This is a genomic window from Enterococcus sp. PLH-Efm8 (assembly GCF_053011625.1).
Genome location: NZ_CP172569.1, coordinates 200190 through 218568 on the forward strand (window position 1 = coordinate 200190; position 18379 = coordinate 218568).

Annotated in this window: 18 protein-coding genes and 5 pseudogenes; 9 read left to right on the top strand and 14 right to left on the bottom strand. The window is 38.6% G+C overall.

Annotated features, from left to right (window positions below):
- Positions 1–33 precede the first annotated feature (33 nt).
- Positions 34–554 (top strand): annotated as a pseudogene (locus ACIFUW_RS14985) (transposase family protein); the annotation flags it as partial.
- Here the strand turns inward: ACIFUW_RS14985 and ACIFUW_RS14990 are convergent.
- Positions 552–1271 (bottom strand): annotated as a pseudogene (locus ACIFUW_RS14990) (aminotransferase class V-fold PLP-dependent enzyme); the annotation flags it as partial. The pseudogenes ACIFUW_RS14985 and ACIFUW_RS14990 sit on opposite strands and share 3 nt — an antisense overlap.
- Positions 1272–1295: 24 nt before the next feature.
- Positions 1296–1481: an HAD hydrolase-like protein gene (locus ACIFUW_RS14995; protein ID WP_016922460.1), complete on the bottom strand. Its 186-nt coding sequence runs from the start codon at positions 1479–1481 to the stop codon at positions 1296–1298.
- Positions 1482–1707: 226 nt separating this feature from the next.
- Between ACIFUW_RS14995 and ACIFUW_RS15000 the strand changes: the two are divergent.
- A pseudogene (locus ACIFUW_RS15000) lies at positions 1708–3001 on the top strand (ISL3 family transposase); the annotation flags it as partial.
- A gap of 86 nt (positions 3002–3087) precedes the next feature.
- On the opposite strand, the gene ACIFUW_RS15005 reads toward ACIFUW_RS15000, so the two are convergent.
- The 5 genes from ACIFUW_RS15005 to ACIFUW_RS15025 are packed head-to-tail and all read right to left on the bottom strand — an operon-like array spanning position 3088 to position 7679.
- Positions 3088–4119, bottom strand: coding sequence for an ABC transporter ATP-binding protein (locus ACIFUW_RS15005; RefSeq protein ID WP_002302261.1), 1032 nt, complete (start codon positions 4117–4119; stop codon positions 3088–3090).
- Between the two features lie 6 nt (positions 4120–4125).
- Entirely contained in the window at positions 4126–4956 is an 831-nt protein-coding gene (locus ACIFUW_RS15010) for an ABC transporter permease (RefSeq protein ID WP_002313180.1), read from the bottom strand.
- Positions 4953–5768 (bottom strand): ABC transporter permease, encoded by an 816-nt coding sequence (locus ACIFUW_RS15015; protein ID WP_002330693.1) that lies wholly within the window; start codon positions 5766–5768, stop codon positions 4953–4955. Before ACIFUW_RS15015 ends, ACIFUW_RS15010 begins: the two co-directional genes overlap by 4 nt.
- Positions 5765–6589 carry an alkaline phosphatase family protein gene (locus tag ACIFUW_RS15020; protein WP_002302267.1) on the bottom strand — a complete coding sequence of 275 codons (825 nt, stop codon included), beginning with the start codon at positions 6587–6589 and terminating at the stop codon, positions 5765–5767. The genes ACIFUW_RS15015 and ACIFUW_RS15020 overlap by 4 nt, the downstream gene beginning before the upstream one ends.
- Entirely contained in the window at positions 6579–7679 is a 1101-nt protein-coding gene (locus tag ACIFUW_RS15025) for an ABC transporter substrate-binding protein (RefSeq protein WP_002302268.1), read from the bottom strand. The genes ACIFUW_RS15020 and ACIFUW_RS15025 overlap by 11 nt, the downstream gene beginning before the upstream one ends.
- 177 nt (positions 7680–7856) lie before the next feature.
- Here ACIFUW_RS15025 and ACIFUW_RS15030 point away from each other — a divergent pair, with 177 nt between their 5' ends.
- The 5 genes and pseudogenes from ACIFUW_RS15030 to ACIFUW_RS15050 form a co-directional block, all read left to right on the top strand.
- Positions 7857–8642 carry a PHP domain-containing protein gene (locus ACIFUW_RS15030; protein WP_002302270.1) on the top strand — a complete coding sequence of 262 codons (786 nt, stop codon included), beginning with the start codon at positions 7857–7859 and terminating at the stop codon, positions 8640–8642.
- A gap of 32 nt (positions 8643–8674) precedes the next feature.
- Positions 8675–9058, top strand: coding sequence for a hypothetical protein (locus tag ACIFUW_RS15035; RefSeq protein ID WP_002330694.1), 384 nt, complete (start codon positions 8675–8677; stop codon positions 9056–9058).
- A gap of 75 nt (positions 9059–9133) precedes the next feature.
- Positions 9134–9265 carry a peptidylprolyl isomerase gene (locus ACIFUW_RS15040; RefSeq protein WP_077828694.1) on the top strand — a complete coding sequence of 44 codons (132 nt, stop codon included), beginning with the start codon at positions 9134–9136 and terminating at the stop codon, positions 9263–9265.
- Positions 9234–9470: a peptidylprolyl isomerase gene (locus tag ACIFUW_RS15045; protein ID WP_002322470.1), complete on the top strand. Its 237-nt coding sequence runs from the start codon at positions 9234–9236 to the stop codon at positions 9468–9470. The genes ACIFUW_RS15040 and ACIFUW_RS15045 overlap by 32 nt, the downstream gene beginning before the upstream one ends.
- Positions 9471–9481: 11 nt before the next feature.
- A pseudogene (locus tag ACIFUW_RS15050) lies at positions 9482–9568 on the top strand (peptidylprolyl isomerase); the annotation flags it as partial.
- Here ACIFUW_RS15050 and ACIFUW_RS15055 read toward each other — a convergent pair.
- Entirely contained in the window at positions 9548–10519 is a 972-nt protein-coding gene (locus ACIFUW_RS15055) for a radical SAM protein (protein ID WP_002302275.1), read from the bottom strand. The pseudogene ACIFUW_RS15050 and the gene ACIFUW_RS15055 overlap by 21 nt on opposite strands.
- A 651-nt stretch (positions 10520–11170) precedes the next feature.
- Between ACIFUW_RS15055 and ACIFUW_RS15060 the strand changes: the two are divergent.
- Positions 11171–12511: pseudogene (locus tag ACIFUW_RS15060) on the top strand (IS1182-like element ISEfa7 family transposase); the annotation flags it as partial.
- A gap of 24 nt (positions 12512–12535) precedes the next feature.
- On the opposite strand, the gene ACIFUW_RS15065 reads toward ACIFUW_RS15060, so the two are convergent.
- The 5 genes from ACIFUW_RS15065 to ACIFUW_RS15085 form a co-directional block, all read right to left on the bottom strand.
- Positions 12536–12949 carry a transposase gene (locus ACIFUW_RS15065; protein WP_002341926.1) on the bottom strand — a complete coding sequence of 138 codons (414 nt, stop codon included), beginning with the start codon at positions 12947–12949 and terminating at the stop codon, positions 12536–12538.
- Between the two features lie 129 nt (positions 12950–13078).
- Positions 13079–14455, bottom strand: a complete 1377-nt coding sequence (locus tag ACIFUW_RS15070; protein WP_002301195.1) for an ABC transporter permease — start codon at positions 14453–14455, stop codon at positions 13079–13081.
- Entirely contained in the window at positions 14455–15111 is a 657-nt protein-coding gene (locus ACIFUW_RS15075; RefSeq protein ID WP_002298083.1) for an ABC transporter ATP-binding protein, read from the bottom strand. The genes ACIFUW_RS15070 and ACIFUW_RS15075 overlap by 1 nt, the downstream gene beginning before the upstream one ends.
- Positions 15112–15120: 9 nt before the next feature.
- Positions 15121–16398 (bottom strand): ABC transporter permease, encoded by a 1278-nt coding sequence (locus ACIFUW_RS15080; RefSeq protein ID WP_002301194.1) that lies wholly within the window; start codon positions 16396–16398, stop codon positions 15121–15123.
- Between the two features lie 18 nt (positions 16399–16416).
- Entirely contained in the window at positions 16417–16578 is a 162-nt protein-coding gene (locus ACIFUW_RS15085) for a 4Fe-4S binding protein (protein ID WP_077836608.1), read from the bottom strand.
- Positions 16579–16647: 69 nt separating this feature from the next.
- Here ACIFUW_RS15085 and ACIFUW_RS15090 point away from each other — a divergent pair.
- A protein-coding gene (locus ACIFUW_RS15090; protein ID WP_087121905.1) for an IS3-like element ISEfa8 family transposase occupies positions 16648–17810 on the top strand; the annotation gives its coding sequence in 2 pieces (ribosomal slippage) (positions 16648–16924 and positions 16924–17810; 1164 coding nt in all).
- A 29-nt stretch (positions 17811–17839) separates the two neighbouring features.
- On the opposite strand, the gene ACIFUW_RS15095 is transcribed toward ACIFUW_RS15090, so the two are convergent.
- Positions 17840–18289 (bottom strand): TlpA disulfide reductase family protein, encoded by a 450-nt coding sequence (locus ACIFUW_RS15095; RefSeq protein ID WP_010729386.1) that lies wholly within the window; start codon positions 18287–18289, stop codon positions 17840–17842.
- Positions 18290–18379: the final 90 nt, after the last annotated feature.

Below are 18379 nucleotides of genomic sequence, written 5' to 3' on the forward strand. Positions count from 1 at the left end.
ACCAAAACATCACCCTACCAAAGGAGTCGCTCTATGGATAATCATACTAGAAAATTACTCGGATTAACAGATAAACATTTATTTTTTGATGAAGAATGGCTGATTGAAAAAGAATATAAAGGCGTTCAAGCGCAGTTTATTAAAGGGAGATTGGATGACTCACCTTCCCATTGTGAACACTGTGGATCGATTCGTATTATCCGCAACGGTTCCTATACGACACGTACTCAGATGTTGAAAGTCAAAGAAAAGTTGACTATTTTAGAATTAAAACGTACCCGTTTTCTATGCTATGATTGTGGGCAGACCTTTTCTGCGAAAACGGACTTAGTTGATGAACATCATCAACTAACAAAGGAACTGAAGCAGGCGATTCTCATAGAACTGTACGAAAATCAATCACGTAATCTGAAAATCAGAAGAAGTACCGTCGGCTCAAGCGATATTGGAAACTCTTACTCAAAGATTCCACGACATTGGAGCCGCTCAAACGGCATTATCATCGACTGTTTAAACGACCAATTAGTCAAACAGAAATCGTCGATGAACCGTTGTGCACAATGGTGTCCTGAACGTACAGCGACACCTTCCATATCCAGAGCAGTCGCCACATCACGGGGATGGATGCCATCCAAATTAAAAGCAACCACGCCAGTATGATGTTCAGGATCTTGCGGTCCGTAAATGGTGATACCGCCGATCGCTTGTAATTTAGGTAAAACGTAGGCAACCAGTTCTTGCTCATAACGATGAATATTCTCCATACCAATCTCATTCAAGTAATCGATTGCTCCTGCAATGTTCGGAGTACCAGCTTCAAATTTCCATGGCAGCTCTTTCCATGAACTATCGTAAAGATTGACAAAATCTATCATTTCACCGCCGAATTCGACTGGCTCCATTTGTTCTAACAATTGACGTTTGCCATATAATACACCGATTCCTGTCGGCCCGCACATTTTATGCCCGCTAAAGGCGAAAAAATCTGCATCCAACGCTTGTACATCAACTGTCATATGCGGTGCTGCTTGGGCACCGACTGGACTATCCTCAACTACAACAGCCTGTTCAACCCTCAGCCGTTTCAAGCACAACAAATAACCTTCTGGATCTGGTTTGCCGACCTGAAGATCATCGATCGTCACAAAGGAATCAATTTTTTCCTTAATCATCGGATGTGCTTCAAAAAAATAGTCTAGCTCCCGCAGTTCAGAATTGAGACTACTCCGATTTTCCAGTGCTGCTGATCCGCTGCTCAAAATGTTCAGCATCCACTGGTCTCCCAACCGCTTGACTTATCCCTTCATAAAAGGACAGTTCTGCTGCCGTCCCAACACCTTGTTGATAGTCTGCAAAAGGAATTTTATAGCCGAACTGCTCCAGTAAATAGGCTTCAGTAAATAGTGATGAATACTCTCGTAAAACATCCATTCACTGTCAATCATCGTCCCATCAAAATCAAAAATAAGTGCTTTGGTCATCTTCTTTCCCCCTTACCCAAAACAAGCAAAAGCTGTGTCCTGCTCTCTCTACAGTATCAGCATAAAAACTGCCGTCTGAAAAGTCAAAGGTGAAAGAAATGTGGCGCTATAATTTCTAGGACTGATAGTAAATCATTCTATCAGTCCTTTTGAGCATAAAAAAACAAAACATACAGAAGCTCCGTTAGAATTGAATCACCACAACACAATCAAAGGAGCGTTCTGTATGCCTGATCTTCATCTTATCAAACTATTACTAGGAATCAAAGATGGAAACATTCAAATCACTCATGTCGAGAAGAAAAAAATACATTCAATCAACAGTATCGTTGTTTCTGCCACGCTCATTAAAACGATTCAGCCCTGTCCTCAGTGTAAACAGGTGAATCAACATGGGCTGATCGTTAAGAACGGAAAGAAAAAATCGCTGGTCCTTCTCAATAAGTGTGCGAATCAACGGACTTATCTTGCTTTGGCAAAGCAACGGTACCTCTGTCGTGGCTGTCACACCTATTTTACGGCGAATACCTACATTGTTGAAAAAAACTGTTTTATCGCCAAACAAGTACATTATAAAATATTGGAGGAATTGACTGAAAAACAAGCAATGACGACGATTTCTAAACATTGCGGCGTTTCTTGGTCAACCGTTTCGCGAACACTCGCTTCTCTGCTCCCCATGACAAACGTGAAAATAAATTGGTTGCCTCGCTGTTCATTGGTAGATGAATTTCGTTCATTGAAAAATCAAGTCGGTCCCTATTCTTTTTCTTGTATGGATGGCGATACTGGGAAATTACTGGATATTCTTCCTTCACGTAAGAAGAAAGATCTCATTTCTTATTTTATGCAATTTGAACGACGTGCACGTTTAAACGTAAAAATACTCGTAACAGATATGAACGCCTCTTATGCTTTGCTGATAAAAGAGTGCTTTCCTCATGCCAAACTCGTTGTGGATCGCTTTCACATCGTCAAGCACCTCATTCGCAGTTTTAAGGATATTTGACTATGAGTCATGAAAAGCTTCGACCGAAACGATCCAATACAAGCCAAACACTATCGACAAGTGAAGGCTTTATCTCGACTTCTGATCAAACGACAGGACACGCTTGTTTATGATAAATGGACAAAATGGCGTAATTTTGGTTGGGCCTATTTAACCGAAAGTGAAGTCGTAGAACGTCTACTTTCTACTTCTGATGAACTACGAATAGCTTATGCTTACTATCAAGAAATTCTTCAAGCTTTTTATGACAAAGAAGCGGACATCTTCTTTCAGCTTGTAAAAACAATGCCCAAGTCGGTTCCAAGAGAACTGCATCATATAAAAAAAGCGTTTATAAACTATGAATCCGGCATTCGTTTAGCCTTAGAGTTGCCTTACTCAAATGGCAAAATAGAAAATCTGCATACCCACATCAAAGCATTGAAACGAATAGCTTACGGGTTAGGATGAGAACCAGAATTTTCTTAATCAATCATCTGATCACTTATTAAACATAAAAAAACATCTAAAGCAGAAAATCAATTCTACCTTAGATGTTCTTATATCACTCTATCAGTCCTATTTGACAAAGAGCCAGAAATGTTTGCCGACTATACACTAGCTTTGTTGTGCAAAATGCTGAGTATCAATTTCCACAGGGATTGCTAGAATATCTTTCAGCTGAATGTATAAGGCATCGCTAATTTTCTCTTCCCGATCGTTCAACCGATCCACTAAAATTTCTTTGCCCTCCAGCGTTTGAAAAACATACCGTTGAATGTTGCCTAAAATAAATGATTCCTTCCATAGAACCGGAATCTTAACCCCCTGAGGAACCGGTTCAAATTGAATCAGCTCCGGTCTTAAATAATAAATGCAGCGATTGCCCTTAGCGGAAAACTCGTGGGTATACTGATTCAGCTCATACCATTCGAAACGATTATAGTTGCCGATAAATTCCGCAACAAATCGGCTCTGAGGATTCTGATACAATTCCTTCGAGGTGGAAACCTGAGCCACCCGCCCAGCTTCCATCACAAAAATCCGATCACTGATTCGCATCGCCTCTTCTTGGTCATGAGTCACAAAAATCATCGTCATCCCTAGCGATTGCTGGATAGCGCGCAAATCCCGCTGCAGCTGTTTTCTAATTCGGGCATCCAAAGCACTTAATGGCTCATCCAGCAGCAGGACTTTCGGTTCAGTGACCAATGAGCGAGCCAGTGCCACCCGTTGTCGTTGACCGCCAGAAAGAAACTGGACATTTTTATCTGCCTGCTCCGTCATATCCACCAATGATAGCATCTCAAAAACCTTTTCCTGAATCACCTCAGGACTCAGCTTCTTTACCTTCAAACCAAAGGCTACATTTTCAAAAACAGTCATAGTTGGAAACAATGCATACTGTTGAAAAACAAAGCCGATATTGCGATCCTTCGTAGGCTTATCGGCAATATTCTCATTGTCCAGCACAATCTCACCGCTCTTTGGTTGTTCCAATCCCGTGATACAGCGCAGCAACGTAGACTTTCCGCACCCGCTGGGACCTAGTAAAGTAACCAGCTCACCCTTTTCAATCTGAATTTCATCAATAGCTAAAATCTGTTTTTCATCAAAAAACAGATTGAGATCATGTATTTCTAAAAACATTTTCCGTCACAACTCCTTTAAGGGCTTCTTTTTCGACTGCTTCTCTTCCCTCGTCTGCTTAAGGGACAGCTGTTGCTTTTGTCGATAAGTCAGCATAAAGGTAGTTAAAGCAATTCCCACCATAAACAGCAAATACAAAACCATCACAGCGCTAGCCAAATGGCCGTTTTCGTTCATCCGCCGCAGCATATAGATGCGTACCGTCTGAAATCGACCGCCAATCAACAGGTTCGTCAGCATGTACTCCCCAAAAACCGAAGAAAAAATCATCAGAGAAACTAGGGTCACACCGATACGGATGTTTGGAAACAGCACCTGGATAATAATCGTAGACATCGGGGCGCCCAAGGTTTCTGCTGCATCCACTAATTCCTTCAGATTAATTAAGCGCATCTGGTTGTTAAGACTAAGATAGACAATCGGCAACGCCGTAATAAACAATGCACCTACCAACACTACAAACATTGGGATACCAGTTTCAGCATACGTTCGAAGCAAAGCCGTTACCAAAATCACTCCTGGTAAAGCATACGGCAGCAGGAGCAGCTTTTCCAGCCAACGATTCAAACGAGGGAAATACAAATGAATCCAAATAATGGTGGGAATCATCAACAACAGAATCGTCACCAAGACCACACCTGCTAATAAAAGTGAGCGACCCACCGCAGCAATAAATTCCCTGTCCGTCAGCAGCTGTTGGAACCATTGCAAGGTAAAATCACTAGGTAAAAGCGATTTTGACCATTTAGTGGAGCTGGCATACAAAATCGTTCCAATAATCGGCAGCAAGTAATACAGGACAAAGCAGAACAAAATCGGTTTTATTAACTTTTTCACGTCTGCACCACCTTGCCTTTCTTTTGAATAATCAACATTGCCGTTACCAGCAGGACACCTAAAGCGACTGCCAACGCACTGCCTAAATTAGGCTTGGCGAACACATCTCCCGACACTAAAGCCGCAATTCGAATCGTTAAAAGATTTACATTACTGCTGGTCAGGGCATACGCTGTTTCATAGGTCCCCATGCCATTAGCAAATAAGATGACAAAGGTGCTGGCAATCGATGGTCGCAAAAAAGGCAAAGCCACCTTGAACCAAGCATACGCTGATGAAGCGCCCAGCAATTGTGCGGACTCCAGCCATTCCTTTTTCACTTCCTTCATGCTGGGATACAAAAACAAGACCCCTAACGGAATTTGGAAATAGGTATACGTGATGGTCAATCCCCACCAAGAATACAAATTGAAGTCCGCTAGAAATGGCAAAATCATTTTCAGCACACCTACATTCCCCAACAAAATAATAAAAGAGAATGCCAGCGGAATCCCAGCAAAATTAGCTGCCAAATTGGAAACAAAGGTGATTTTCTCCTGCAATTTAGTCGATAGATTCATTAAGCATAAACATAAAATAAACGTCCCGATTAACCCAATCACACTGGAGCTGACAGCAATCAGTACGCTGTTAACAAAGGCCTGTGTGTAATATTTGTTGCTGAAAATATCACTGTAATTGGCCAATGTCCACTGGTTAGTTAAATCACTGTGCAAGCTGCACAGAACCATAAAAAGCAGCGGCAGCAGTAAAAATGCACAGAAGATAAAGGAGGCAGGAACCAGAACCAAGCGTTTTTTCATCTCTTTCATCCCCTCATCAATTCTTGAATGTCCTGCATTTTCTCTGACGGTGCAATTCCTAATAACCAGCAAAACAATGGAGCCGCCAGCAGCTGTGGTACAGTTTGTTCCTTCAGCTTTTGGCGTTTATTTGAAATCAAATAAAAAGGAACTTCACGATGTGCAGCCAAGCTGCCGCCATGCAGTCCGTGCGCATCCATCCCGTGATCCGCAGTCACCACGACTTGATAACCTTTTTGCAGCCATTCAGGAAGGTAAATAGCCAATAATCTGTCCGCCTGATTAACCGCTGCTGCATATTCATGAGAATCGGCGGTAAATTTGTGACCGACATCATCAATATTCATCGAATGTACGACCAAAAAGTCTGGCTGATACTGATTCACTAAATAATGGGCATCCGCAAATAAATGCGAATCAGGGTAAGTGTCCTCACTATAAAAGATGCCATGCTGAATCAGTCGCTCCTCCTGATGCTGGATGCGATCAACCAAACGATTATAGGGGGCTTGATTGTACAACTCGCTGTACCAGTGGTAAGCGGCGGCTCCTGTTTTTCCGCCAGCTTCCTTAACTAATTCAAACAGCGACCACTCTTTGGATCGCTGAGCATGGTAATTACTATAGATGCCATTTTCATAGGCTGGAACGCCGGTCATCAGTACTTCGTATAACGGACGTGAATTGCTGGGCAGCTCACTTTTTACCTTCAATAAGCTTGCTTGCTGGTGCTCAACTAAATGATTCATGAACCCAAGCTGGGCGACGGCTGTGTCGTAGCGACAGCCGTCTAGTATAACTACAATCAGTTTGTCAAGTCTACTTTGCATAGGTCAGTACCTCCGCCTGCCAAAGCTCTGGAAGCTCTACAGAGGTCTTGTTCCAAGCTTCATTGTCTTCAACTGGCACCGCCGCTTCATAAGCATCCTCCGGCAGTAATTTTTCAGCTACTTCTTTAGGCAGCTCTACCTTGCGAATAGGTCGCGCATAGCCCTTTGCCAAATTGATTTGCCCTTCATCAGATAAAATATATTCCCGTGCTAGCTTTGCCGCATTGGGATGAGGGGCATTTTTATTGATTAAGGTTGTATACCCGCTAATGATGGAGCCGTCTGTTGGCACAGTTACCTCAAAACGCTCGGAGTCAATTTGGTCACGATAATTTAGTCCATTGAAGTCCCAAACAACTGCCACATCGATTTCACCTTTTTCAAGATTTGCTACGCTGGCATCAACGGTGGACAAACGGCCTTTTTCTGCCATTTTTTTGTAGTAATTCAGACCTGGCTGAATATCCTTTTCGTCACCTCCGTTGGCAATCGCCGCAGCCAATACAGCAAATTGTGCTTGGTTGGCAATCGTCACATCCCCCACGCTAACTTGATAGTCACCCTCTTGCAGCTCCTTCCAGCTAGTCGGTGCTTGCTTCACATTCTCTTTATCGGTGATAAAGGAAATGGTTCCCGTATAGCTTAACAACCAATCCCCATCATCATCCTTTGCCCAATCCGGAATTTCCTCCCAATAGTTGGTCTTATAAGGTAAGGTTAACTCTTTGCTTTCAGCCAACGGACCGAAGCTGATACCGACATCACCAATATCGGCGGTTCCATTTTTTCCTTCTGATTCAAACTTAGCCAATTCTTCTGCACTGGACATATCCGTATCCACGTGACTTAAGCCGTATTCTTTTTCAAGGTCGTTCCAAGTGCCTACCCAATTTGCCCAAGTATCCGGCATTCCCAAGCTGGCAATCTCTCCTTCTTCCTTGGCTTTTTCTATAATCGTATCTAAAGAGTCGTCTGCCGCAGCCGATTGCTTCGTTGCTTCACCTGAGCCGCAGCCTGTCAGCAGGATACTTACTGTTGCTGCACAAAATAAACCGATAGTCATGTTACGAATTTTTTCATTCATTTTCATTCATTCTTCTCCCCTTTCGATAATTCCATTCTAACAAAGCTTTGTAATGAGAGAATCAGTTTCTTGAAAAGGTTTCATGAACAATGTAAAGGTTGTATATGGTTTGTAAATTTCGACGAATTCCCGTTAACCTTCTAAAGCTTTTGCGGTATGATAGTAGAAAAAAGGAGGCTCCCTATGCAGTATTATGATCAGCATCTCCACACGTATTTTTCCTTTGATTCAGAGGAAAAATTTGAAAACTATTTAGCCTATCAGCCGGAGTTTTTCGTTTCTACGGATCACTTTGATTTAAACAATCCATCTACCGGAAAAGATGACATTCCGGATTATCCAGCCTATATAAACAAACTGGACTCTTTAAAAGAAACCTATTCCACCAAATTTCTGCGAGGTATCGAGATTGGCGTTGTTCCAGGACAAGAAGAGCGGATCGTGGATTACCTCGCTCAGCATCCTTATGATTTAAAGCTGGTAAGTATTCATCAAAATGGCCGCTTTGATTATATGGACGATGTGGTTTTAACCAAAGATCCCATTCAAACTACCAAGGAATATTTTGATCAGATGTTGCAGGTCTTGACGGATTTTCCAGAAGGAGATATTTTGACTCACTTTGATTATGGATTACGCCGCTTCACCTTCACAGCGGAAGAATTCGCGGAGCATTTTGAGGCTCAGCTGCTAACGATTTTCAAAAAGGTTGTTGAACGAGAATTGGCGATGGAGTTAAATGCCAAGAGCTTCTTGAAATACGGCAACGAAGACCTTTACCGTTATGCCGTTCCTTTGTATCAAAGTGTCGGCGGAAAGCTCTTTACCTTAGGCTCGGATGCTCATGTTGCCGAAGATTATCAGCTGGGCTTTAAAAAAATGAGTCAGCTGTTGGCAGACTGTCAGGTAGAAAAGTTGCTAGTCATTCAAGGAAAAGAACGCCGCCTGACGCCGCTGCCGATTTTGTGATTCCTATATAATAGAAGAAAGTGGTGAAAAAAATGAGCAACCTGTGGGACTACAATCAAGAGGCACCCATCCATTATTTAATTGCGCGACATTGGGATGCGTTGAAAATTGAGGCGGTTTGCCGATCCTTGTTAGCAGCCGTTCCAAAACAACAACTGGAAAATTTTTTGGTGGCTGACAGCTTGCAGCGGGAAAAAGTTCAGGCTTATTTTGCAGCCTTTAAAGATCAGCCTTTGGAATATTTGCATGCGCAGTTTCATCTTTTTTATCAAGTAGCCGCCCCAGATGACTACAACGATTTACGAGGACAGCTGCAATTGACCTTTCAAGCGGATGAAACCGCCTATACCGTTTTATTGGGAATGGCTCGCCTTGGTGATCAGGCGAAGGTCGAGTGGCGGATTTTCGATATTTGATGGCAGGATCAAGGCGTTTCAGTTGCAAACCTTCCTCTCTTTCAATTAGAAAAACCGCAGCAGGAAGAAGTTTGTGTGCTGGTCACCGATGCTGGTGAAATTCGTCTCCGCTTATTTCCTGACCAAGCTCCCCTGGCTGTAGCCAACTGGCGCTCCCTAGCTGAGCAAGGCGTTTATGACAACACACCTTTCGGCTCGTGTCATTAAGGAATTTGTTATTCAAGGTGGCGCTTTGGATGGTTCTGGTGATGAAGCTGTTTCCAGCTATGAGGGCTTTTTCGCTGATGAAGTGCATCGCGGACTTTATCATTTTAATGGCGCCTTGGCCTTAGGGGACCACGGCCCCCACACCAACGGCAACCAGTTTTTTATTGTGCAAAACACAAAGGCGCAGGCTGACCTGCTAATGTAAAGCAAGCATACTTGGAGCTTGGAGGACTACCGGAGCTGGATGGTCGTTATACTGTTTTTGGACAGGTATACCAAGGGTTAGAAATCGTAGCAGCGATCGCAGCTCAGCCGACAAACAGTGAAGATGTACCGATTGAGCCAGTGTTCATTCGACAAATTAACTTCGAAAAAACATCGTAAAAAGACACTCACTGACTTCAGCAAAAGCTCTATTCTTGAGCTGGCTGCAGCTAGTGAGTGTCTTTCATTTATCCATAAGATAAAGCTTGGATTCAATAAATAAATAAATGTTTTGGTTAAAGCTGTGACCAGCAAATGAGGAACCGTGCGAGCCAGTTGATCTGCCAATGCAAACATTTCTTTAGGTGAAGGCGCTGGCGTGTCTGCCAACGGATACTCCAGTCCCAATGCTTGGTAACCGTGCATACCATAGCAGTGGTACGGTAGTAATTCTAACGGTACGAACCGATCAAGATCTGCCACAAAACAAGCAATCGTCAGCAGCTCGGTCAGGTTCATATTGATACCTGGAACCACAGGAACTCGAATTCGCACTTCGCAGTTAGGATACTCAATTAAAAAGCGACGAATATTCTTCAAAATTTGTTGGTTATCTAAGCCGGTCCATTGTTTGTGGAGCTTGCTGGTAAACATTTTTACATCCACAAACAATGTATCCACATAGGGAGCTACCTTTTGGATTTCATTATAAGCACCACAAAAGCTGGTTTCCAGTACGGTATTGATTCCAATGTATTTCGATTTTTGCAAAATTTCTTTAGCAAAATCCGCCTGAACCAGTGCCTCGCCTCCGCTAATGGTCACTCCGCCATCCGAGTGAAAGTAAAAAACAGCATCCTTCTCAATCTCATCCATTACCTCTTCAGCGGTCATGGTCTGGCCAAATCCTTTTTCAATCTGCTTGCTTTGTGATTCGGGAATCGAACACCAGGCACAGCGTAATGGGCAGCCCTTTAAATAAACAACGGTCCGTAAACCAGCACCATCATGTAGAGAACCCTGTTCTATTCTTAATACTGTTCCTTCCATATAGATTTTTGAATTACACACTAGTTTAAACTAAAACACACAAGGAAAAACTTACCATTTAATCATAAAATTAGCTCATATAAATATACTAGGATGTAAAATAGACTGGTCAAAATCTGGTCAAAAAAGAGGACTAATACAGGTAGTCCTCTTTTTTGTTATTTTAATATTCTAAATCATTTTTTATTGGTTTATTCCCTTATTCGATGTAGACTCAAATCACTATATCACTAGATATCAAACGGCGTCATACGGAATCAAAAACATCAAATTTGACCTGTTAAATGGTCATTGAATAACATTCAAAATCAATAAAACGGAGTCAGACACGGAGTCAAAAACGCTGAGAGTAAAAAATATATACAGCCTTGTAGGTAAAGTACCACAGGGCTGTATATTTTTTATTTCAGATTACCTTAAATGATTCCATTTACTTTTTATCTCATTTTTTCCTACTAGTTAGTATCAAATACTCTCCTATTTTCTCAATAAACTATTTTTGGATACATGGTATCTGAAACAGCTAAAACCTTGTCATTACAGCAAAAAATCACGTTATCCAGACTGTAGACAAAGTCCATTTTATGGATGATGTCTACAGTCTTTTCTTTTATAATAGATTTATGAAAACGAATGCAAGGAGTGATAGCTATGATGTCTAAAAACAATACGAATGGTAGAAATCAATTTGCGATGCTTACGATTGATGATCTAGTTCCTCAAGATCATCTCGTTCGAAAGATTGATGCCGCGCTTGATTTTGAATTTATTTATCCAATCGTCGAAGCCACTTACTCCGATTTAGGTCGCCCAAGTATCGATCCAGTGATTCTGATCAAATTGGTGTTTATTCAGTATTTATTCGGTATCCGTTCCATGCGACAAACCATTAAGGAAGTCGATACCAATGTCGCTTACCGCTGGTTTTTAGGCTACTCCTTCGAGGAGAAAATCCCCCCTTTCTCAACTTTTGGAAAGAATTATGTTCGCCGATTTAGAGAAACGACGGTGTTTGAGGATATTTTTGCCTATATTTTAGAACAAGCAGTTAAAGCAGGTTTTGTAACAGAGGATAATTTGTATCTGGATTCTACCCACATCAAAGCTAACGCCAATAAACATAAGTTTACGAAAGAAATGACCCATGATGAAGCGAAAGCCTATCAGGATGAATTAGAAGATGAGATCAATCGTCAACGAATAGAGGCTGGAAAACGCCCTTTTACTTTGGACTTAGAAAAGGAAGTGAAGCTGAAAGAAAGAAAAATAAGTAAAGCTGATCCGGAAAGCGGCTACTACGTCAAAGGCGAACGAGAAAAACAATTTGCTTATTCTGTCCATACTTCATGCGACGACAATGGATTTATTCTTAGCACAATCATCACTCCTAGAAATATTCATGACAGTCAAGTCGCCTTTCAGCTCGTCAAACAATCGAAGAGACTTTTTCCTGAAATCAATTGTGTTGTCGCTGATGCTGGGTATAAGACACCTAAGTTTGTTCACTTTTTGACTCATTTGAACCTTCGACCTTGTTTGCCTTATTCAAGGCCCAAAGGGAAAAAGGAGCTATTATCAAAAAATGAGTTTCTCTATGACGAGTATTTTGATTGTTATATTTGTCCGCAAGATCAAATGCTCGCTTTTTCAACGGTTACTCGAGAAGGGTACCGAGAATACAAATCCAATCCAAAAGAATGTGTGAACTGTCCTCTGCTAAACCAATGTACCATAAGTAAAAATCATCAACGAGTCATCACGAGACATGTTTGGGGAGATCTGATGGATGAAGTGGAACATCTTCGCCTAACAGATCTGAATAAATCAATTTACAAAAAACGGAAACAAACGATTGAACGAATATTTGCGGATGCAAAAGAAAAGCATGGGATGCGTTGGACCAAGTATCGAGGCTTGGAAAAAGTCGCGACGCATACGATGCTAGTGTTTGCTGCAATGAATTTAAAGAAATTAGCCACCTGGCTATGGAAAGGCAAGGAGCCTTTATTTTTTTGTTCAAAAATTCGAAACGAAGTAGATAAAAAGCTGTTCCAAGCTCGAGTTACGAGTTTGGAACAGCTTTTGTCTACAGTCTGCGATGTCGGAGACATCTCGTTTTCTATTAGGAATCAACTCAGGTTCAAAAGAAGCCTCCCGGTCTCTGGGAACATCAATGTTTACTTTACCAAAGCTCGTTTTAAGCGTCTTATTGCCATAACCGTTTCGTCGATTGTCATGTTTCTTTGGCTCTTTAGAATGGGCGTCATACCCTAAATGGTTATTCAATTCTCCTTGAAGCATTTTTTCAAATAAGGGACCAAACACATCTTTTAAAACATCTTGCATATCCTCTACAGATTCGGGTTGATAAGTATTCAAAATGGATTCAGCTAACTTCTCAGCATCAGGATTTCTTTTCTTTCTAGCCATCGTGTAATCACCTCTTGATCTTATTTTAGAAAAATAAAAACCGTGAAGCAACCACCCGCCTAGGATTGATGGTTACTTACACGGTTTATATTACACTCTCATTTTTGGTGCTAAAAAGCACCGAAAATTTTAATTATTGTCAATTAATAATTCTTTTGGATTCCTTCTTAATATATTGAATGAAGAAATAATCAATGATACAAGAAGTACTAAACTCATAAATATAACTACATAAATCATGAATTTAGGTAATACATTGATATCTAAACTTGATAATGTCTTGTTAAATCCTTCAGCTTCTGCCCCACCACCTAATTGGCTAGATGCAGATTGTTTAGCTATTTGTTTAGCTATATCACCAGTAACCTTATTCAATATATTATTCCCAAGCTTGTCAGCTGTATATTGAGCTAAGAAATAGGAACCAACGAATGCGGGGATTGATATAAATACCATCTCAATTAGGAATTGACCAAAAATTTCTAATTTTGATATACCTAATGATAGTAATACTGCTATTTCTTTCTTTCTAGCATTCATCCATAAGAATAATAATAATGAAACTACAACTCCTGCAAATATTAATGAGCCAAAAAATAATTTATTTGAAATTGAGTAAATACCTGATATAGATTGTTGTAATGCAGGGTAATTTGATGAACTTTTAATCAAATTATATTCTCTCCAATTTATATCTAATTTCCCAAGATCTTTTATTACACTATCAAGATTCTTATCACCTTTTACAAAGAATGTTGCATCTTGGTATACAGCTGTATCTTCGGTATTACCATAAACTTTAGCAGCTGTATGAATATCAGTGATTAATGTATTTTCGTATAGTTCTTGTGCTGCACTTACTACACCGCTATTATGCCCATCGAATAGACCTTTAATTTCTACTTCTACTGTTTCATCTGCACCTTTCTCATTATCAGCATCAAATAAATTAGATTTTATTTTTATCTTATCTCCAACTTTAAGGTTATTTTTTTCAGCTAAATCTTTATGCATTAAGATTTTATTTTTATCTTCATTTTCTAAATGCTTTCCTTCTACTAATTTATATGCTTCTGATACAAATTTTGTTTCTTTTGTTGAGTCGTTAACCCCAGTTAACATAACTGTTCTTTTAAAATTCTTTGCTCTTTCAGGTGATTGATTCGCAAGAGTCTCTTGAGTTTCAATAATATCATAATCAACTAAATCTGCAACACTGTTTATTCTTTTTACATAGGAGTCTATACTATCTGTTTGAGATATCTTTTTAATATCTTCACCTTTTACATTTCCCCCACCTCTAGGTGTTCCTGGATTTACTTGTCTATTTATCTCCATAGAAAAACTATTTGTTATATTAGCAAATGTTTCTTTTGAAGCTCTGTCCGTAGCATCTTTAATAGATAAACTAATGAGACTTAAAGTTGACATAGATAAAATAACTAATATGATAATTAATGATTTTAAACTTTTTCTAGTTACATAAGCAAATGCATTTTTTATCATTATTCAACCTCCAAATTCATTTTATTTACTTTTTTCAACTTTTTACCACTTAGTTCTAAAATGATATCCGCAGAATCTGCTACTTCCTTACTATGTGTTACAACTATTACACATTTATTTCTATCTTTAGCTAATGTCTTTAATATATTAATTATTTCTCCAGCAGTAACACTGTCTAGATTACCAGTAGGCTCATCAGCTAGTATTATTGGAGCATCTGATACCAATGCTCTAGCAATAGCTACTCTTTGTTGCTGTCCACCAGATAATTTCATAACATTTCTTTTTATTTGTTTTTTATCTAAACCTAGTTCAAACAAGATACTTTCATCTGCTGATTTATTTACTAATCTAATATTTTCAATTGGTGATAAATAATCTATTAAATTATAGTTTTGAAATACTAAAGATATATTATTTTTTCTATGATTACTATATCCTTTATTTTGTATATCTTCATTCTTAAACAATATTTTTCCTGTTTGAGGTTTATCAAGTCCAGCAAGTAAGGAAAGAAGTGTAGATTTTCCTGTTCCTGACTTTCCTACTATCGCATAAAACTTCCCAAGTTCAAATTTTTGATTTACTCCTGACAAAACTTTTTCTTTAGAATTTGCATAACTATATGCTACATTCTTTATTTCTAATATATCCATTATTTTCTCCTAACTTATTTTTGATAAGATTTCTTTAGGCTTCTTGATTAACATTAATGAAGAAGCAAATACAACTGATAAAACAATAATACTTATTAATATTAAATAACTTTGTCCAAGTGTTGTTATATTTGACATAAAACTACTATTATTTATTAAACTTCCACCGGAAATCATTGAATCCTCTGAGTTAATGAATCCATCTACAATTACTTTTAGTAATACATTTCCTAAAAATAAGGAAGATATTATACTTGGTATCGATATGAATATTAACTCGAATATAAATTGCATTATAATTTGTATCTTAGATGTTCCAATAGATAAGAATATACCTATTTCATAAATTCTTTCCCTTAACCATAGAATCAAGATTAATGAAAGAACAACCATCCCACCTAACATAATAGAATAAGTCATTACTTTTATTATATATTTTATTCCACTCACTGACTCTAAAGACTCTTCAAACGCATTAGAATCTTTTTCAACAAAATACTTTGACTCATCAATTTTAAGCTCTTTCAATTTGTTTAAGGCTAAGTCTGTAGATTCTGCACTACCAGAATACATTAAAATTTTATTTGCAATTTCATTATTTTCTGAATTATTTAATATCTCTTGGCTTGTTGAATAATCTACAAACACCATATTTTCACTAAAATCAGAAGATAATCCTGTATATGTTTCCTGTTTTTTACCAGAAAAGATCCCTATAATTTTAAATTTATGACTTTTTATTTTTCCACTTTTTTCAATATCTAGTAATTCAAGATCAACTTCATCACCTAATTTTAGATTGTTTTGTTTAGCAAATTCTTCATGAACAATAATTGAATTCTTATCATTTTCTTCTATATTTTTACCTTCTTTAATTGTAAATACTCCACTACTAAATAAAATATTTCTTTTAGTATTATTTGTAGCTTCGAGTGAAACAACATTCTTAAATTCGTCAGATAAATCTTCTCTATTTATTCTTTGTTCTCCGCTAACTACTTTAGCATCTTTTAGTTTTGCTAATCCATCATATTGAATTATTTTTTCTTCAATTTCTTTTAATTTTTCAATATCTTTAAATTGATTAACATTAAAATATTTACCATCTTTTTTTGTTATTGATATTGAAGAATTAGAACTTTCATATAAAGCCTTTTCTATTTCATTGCTTGATTTCATTATTGTTAAACAAGAATACAAGCAAGAAAGAACTATAGTTAATATGATAAAAATTATTAAAGTTCTATTTTTCTTTCTTGTAATATATGCTATAGCATTTTTTATCACTTTCCTAACTACTCCTCTCTATTTTCTTACTCCATAACTAATTGCATCCACTGGACAAGCATTTTTACATCGTCCACATCTGATACACTCCAGATGATTGCAATTCTCAACTGAATCTTTATTCATTTGGCAAACTTTTTTACATTTTCCACAATTAATACACTTATCCTTATCCTGAATCGGCTACACTAGACTAGACAGAAAAAATAAGGTGTGTAGAATAATAAAAAACACACTGGAGGATTTTTCATGCCAAGACGTCAACGAAGAACCTATTCAAAAGAATTCAAACAACAAATCGTCGATCTCTATCTCGCTGGTAAGCCTCGCGCAGAAATTATTCGAGAGTATGAGCTTACGCCTTCTTCTTTCGATAAATGGATGAAGCAAGCACAATCAACGGGCTCATTCAAAGAAAGAGACAACTTAACACCAGAACAAGCAGAATTGATCGCACTAAGAAAGAAAAATAAGCAACTCGAAATGGAGAATGATATTTTAAAGCAAGCGGCGCTGATATTCGGACGAAAAGACAAGTAATTGATGCCAACAAGCATAAATATTCCATATCAGCGATGTGCAAAATTCTAAATATTTCTCGTCAAACCTACTATTATCAAGCGAAACCGATCGAAAATGAGTCCGACTTAGAAGAGATCGTTCAGGAAGAGTTTATTCGAAACCGAAAGGCTTACGGTACCCGAAAATTGAAGAAGTGTTTAGCAAAGCGTGGGCTTCAACTCAGTCGGCGCCGAATCGGTCGAATCATGAAACGCCGCGGATTGACATCTACCTATACGATCGCTCATTTTAAAGGGCAACGAACAGCTTGTAATGAAGCGAAAACAGCGAATGTATTAGATCGGACCTTTACACAAGAACAGCCATTGGAAGCCATCGTTACGGATCTTACTTATGTTCGCGTGGGGAAAAAGTGGCATTATATCTGCTTAATACTTGATTTGTTTAATCGAGAAATTATTGGTTATTCCTGTGGTGAGAAGAAAGATGCCTCATTGGTAAAAGAAGCCTTTGGACGGATACCGTATTCTTTAACAGACGTCAAGCTTTTTCATACAGACCGGGGAAAGGAATTTGATAACCAAACCATTCATGAGATTCTGAATGGTTTTGGAATTACTCGTTCATTGAGTAGGAAGGGTTGTCCGTATGATAATGCCGTTGTGGAATCAACCTATAAATCTGTCAAAGTAGAATTCGTGCATCAATACCAATTTGAGACACTGGCACAGCTACGTCTAGAATTGTTTGATTATGTGCATTGGTGGAACTATCTACGCTTACATGGCACGTTGGCGTATGAAACACCGATCCAAATTCGACAACAGAGATTGGCGAAGCGAATCCTTGATAATGAGCGCGGATCTGATACCTCTGGAGAGGCAGCGTAATTGAATGATTGTGCTTCTGCCGGAGAAAATCAGATCCGAGGATGCTCATTGTCAAGGGCAATCGTAGCCATAACACCGCAGCATTCACAACACCTTATAATTTTTGTCAAAAAAAGTGTTGCCATTCCATCTGGCATTAAGAAAGGATATGAAGCCTTTGTCTTTTCATGTATTAACTTTGACTTTTCAATTGCTTCCTTGTTTTCACCGTTATCATCAACAGGATCTGTAACAACTCCAACGATATTTACACCCTTGCTTTTCATTTCATTCTGAACCTCAACCAAATCAGGAATTTCCTTTACACAAGCTGTACACCAAGTTGCAAATACATTTACCATAGTAAGATCATACTTCTCAAAATCTTTACTTGTAAAATCCTTGCCATTTATGTCCTTTGTTGGTAGTTTACGTAAATCTTTAACCGATTCTTTGTTAAATGCTTCTGTATTTTCTAAATCAGTTTTTTCTGATAGCACAAAACCATTTTTAGGACGTTCTTTTTTATCTATAATTTGAATCTCAGTTCTTTTTAATTCATCCAGAAGATTACTTTCAGCTCCGCTATT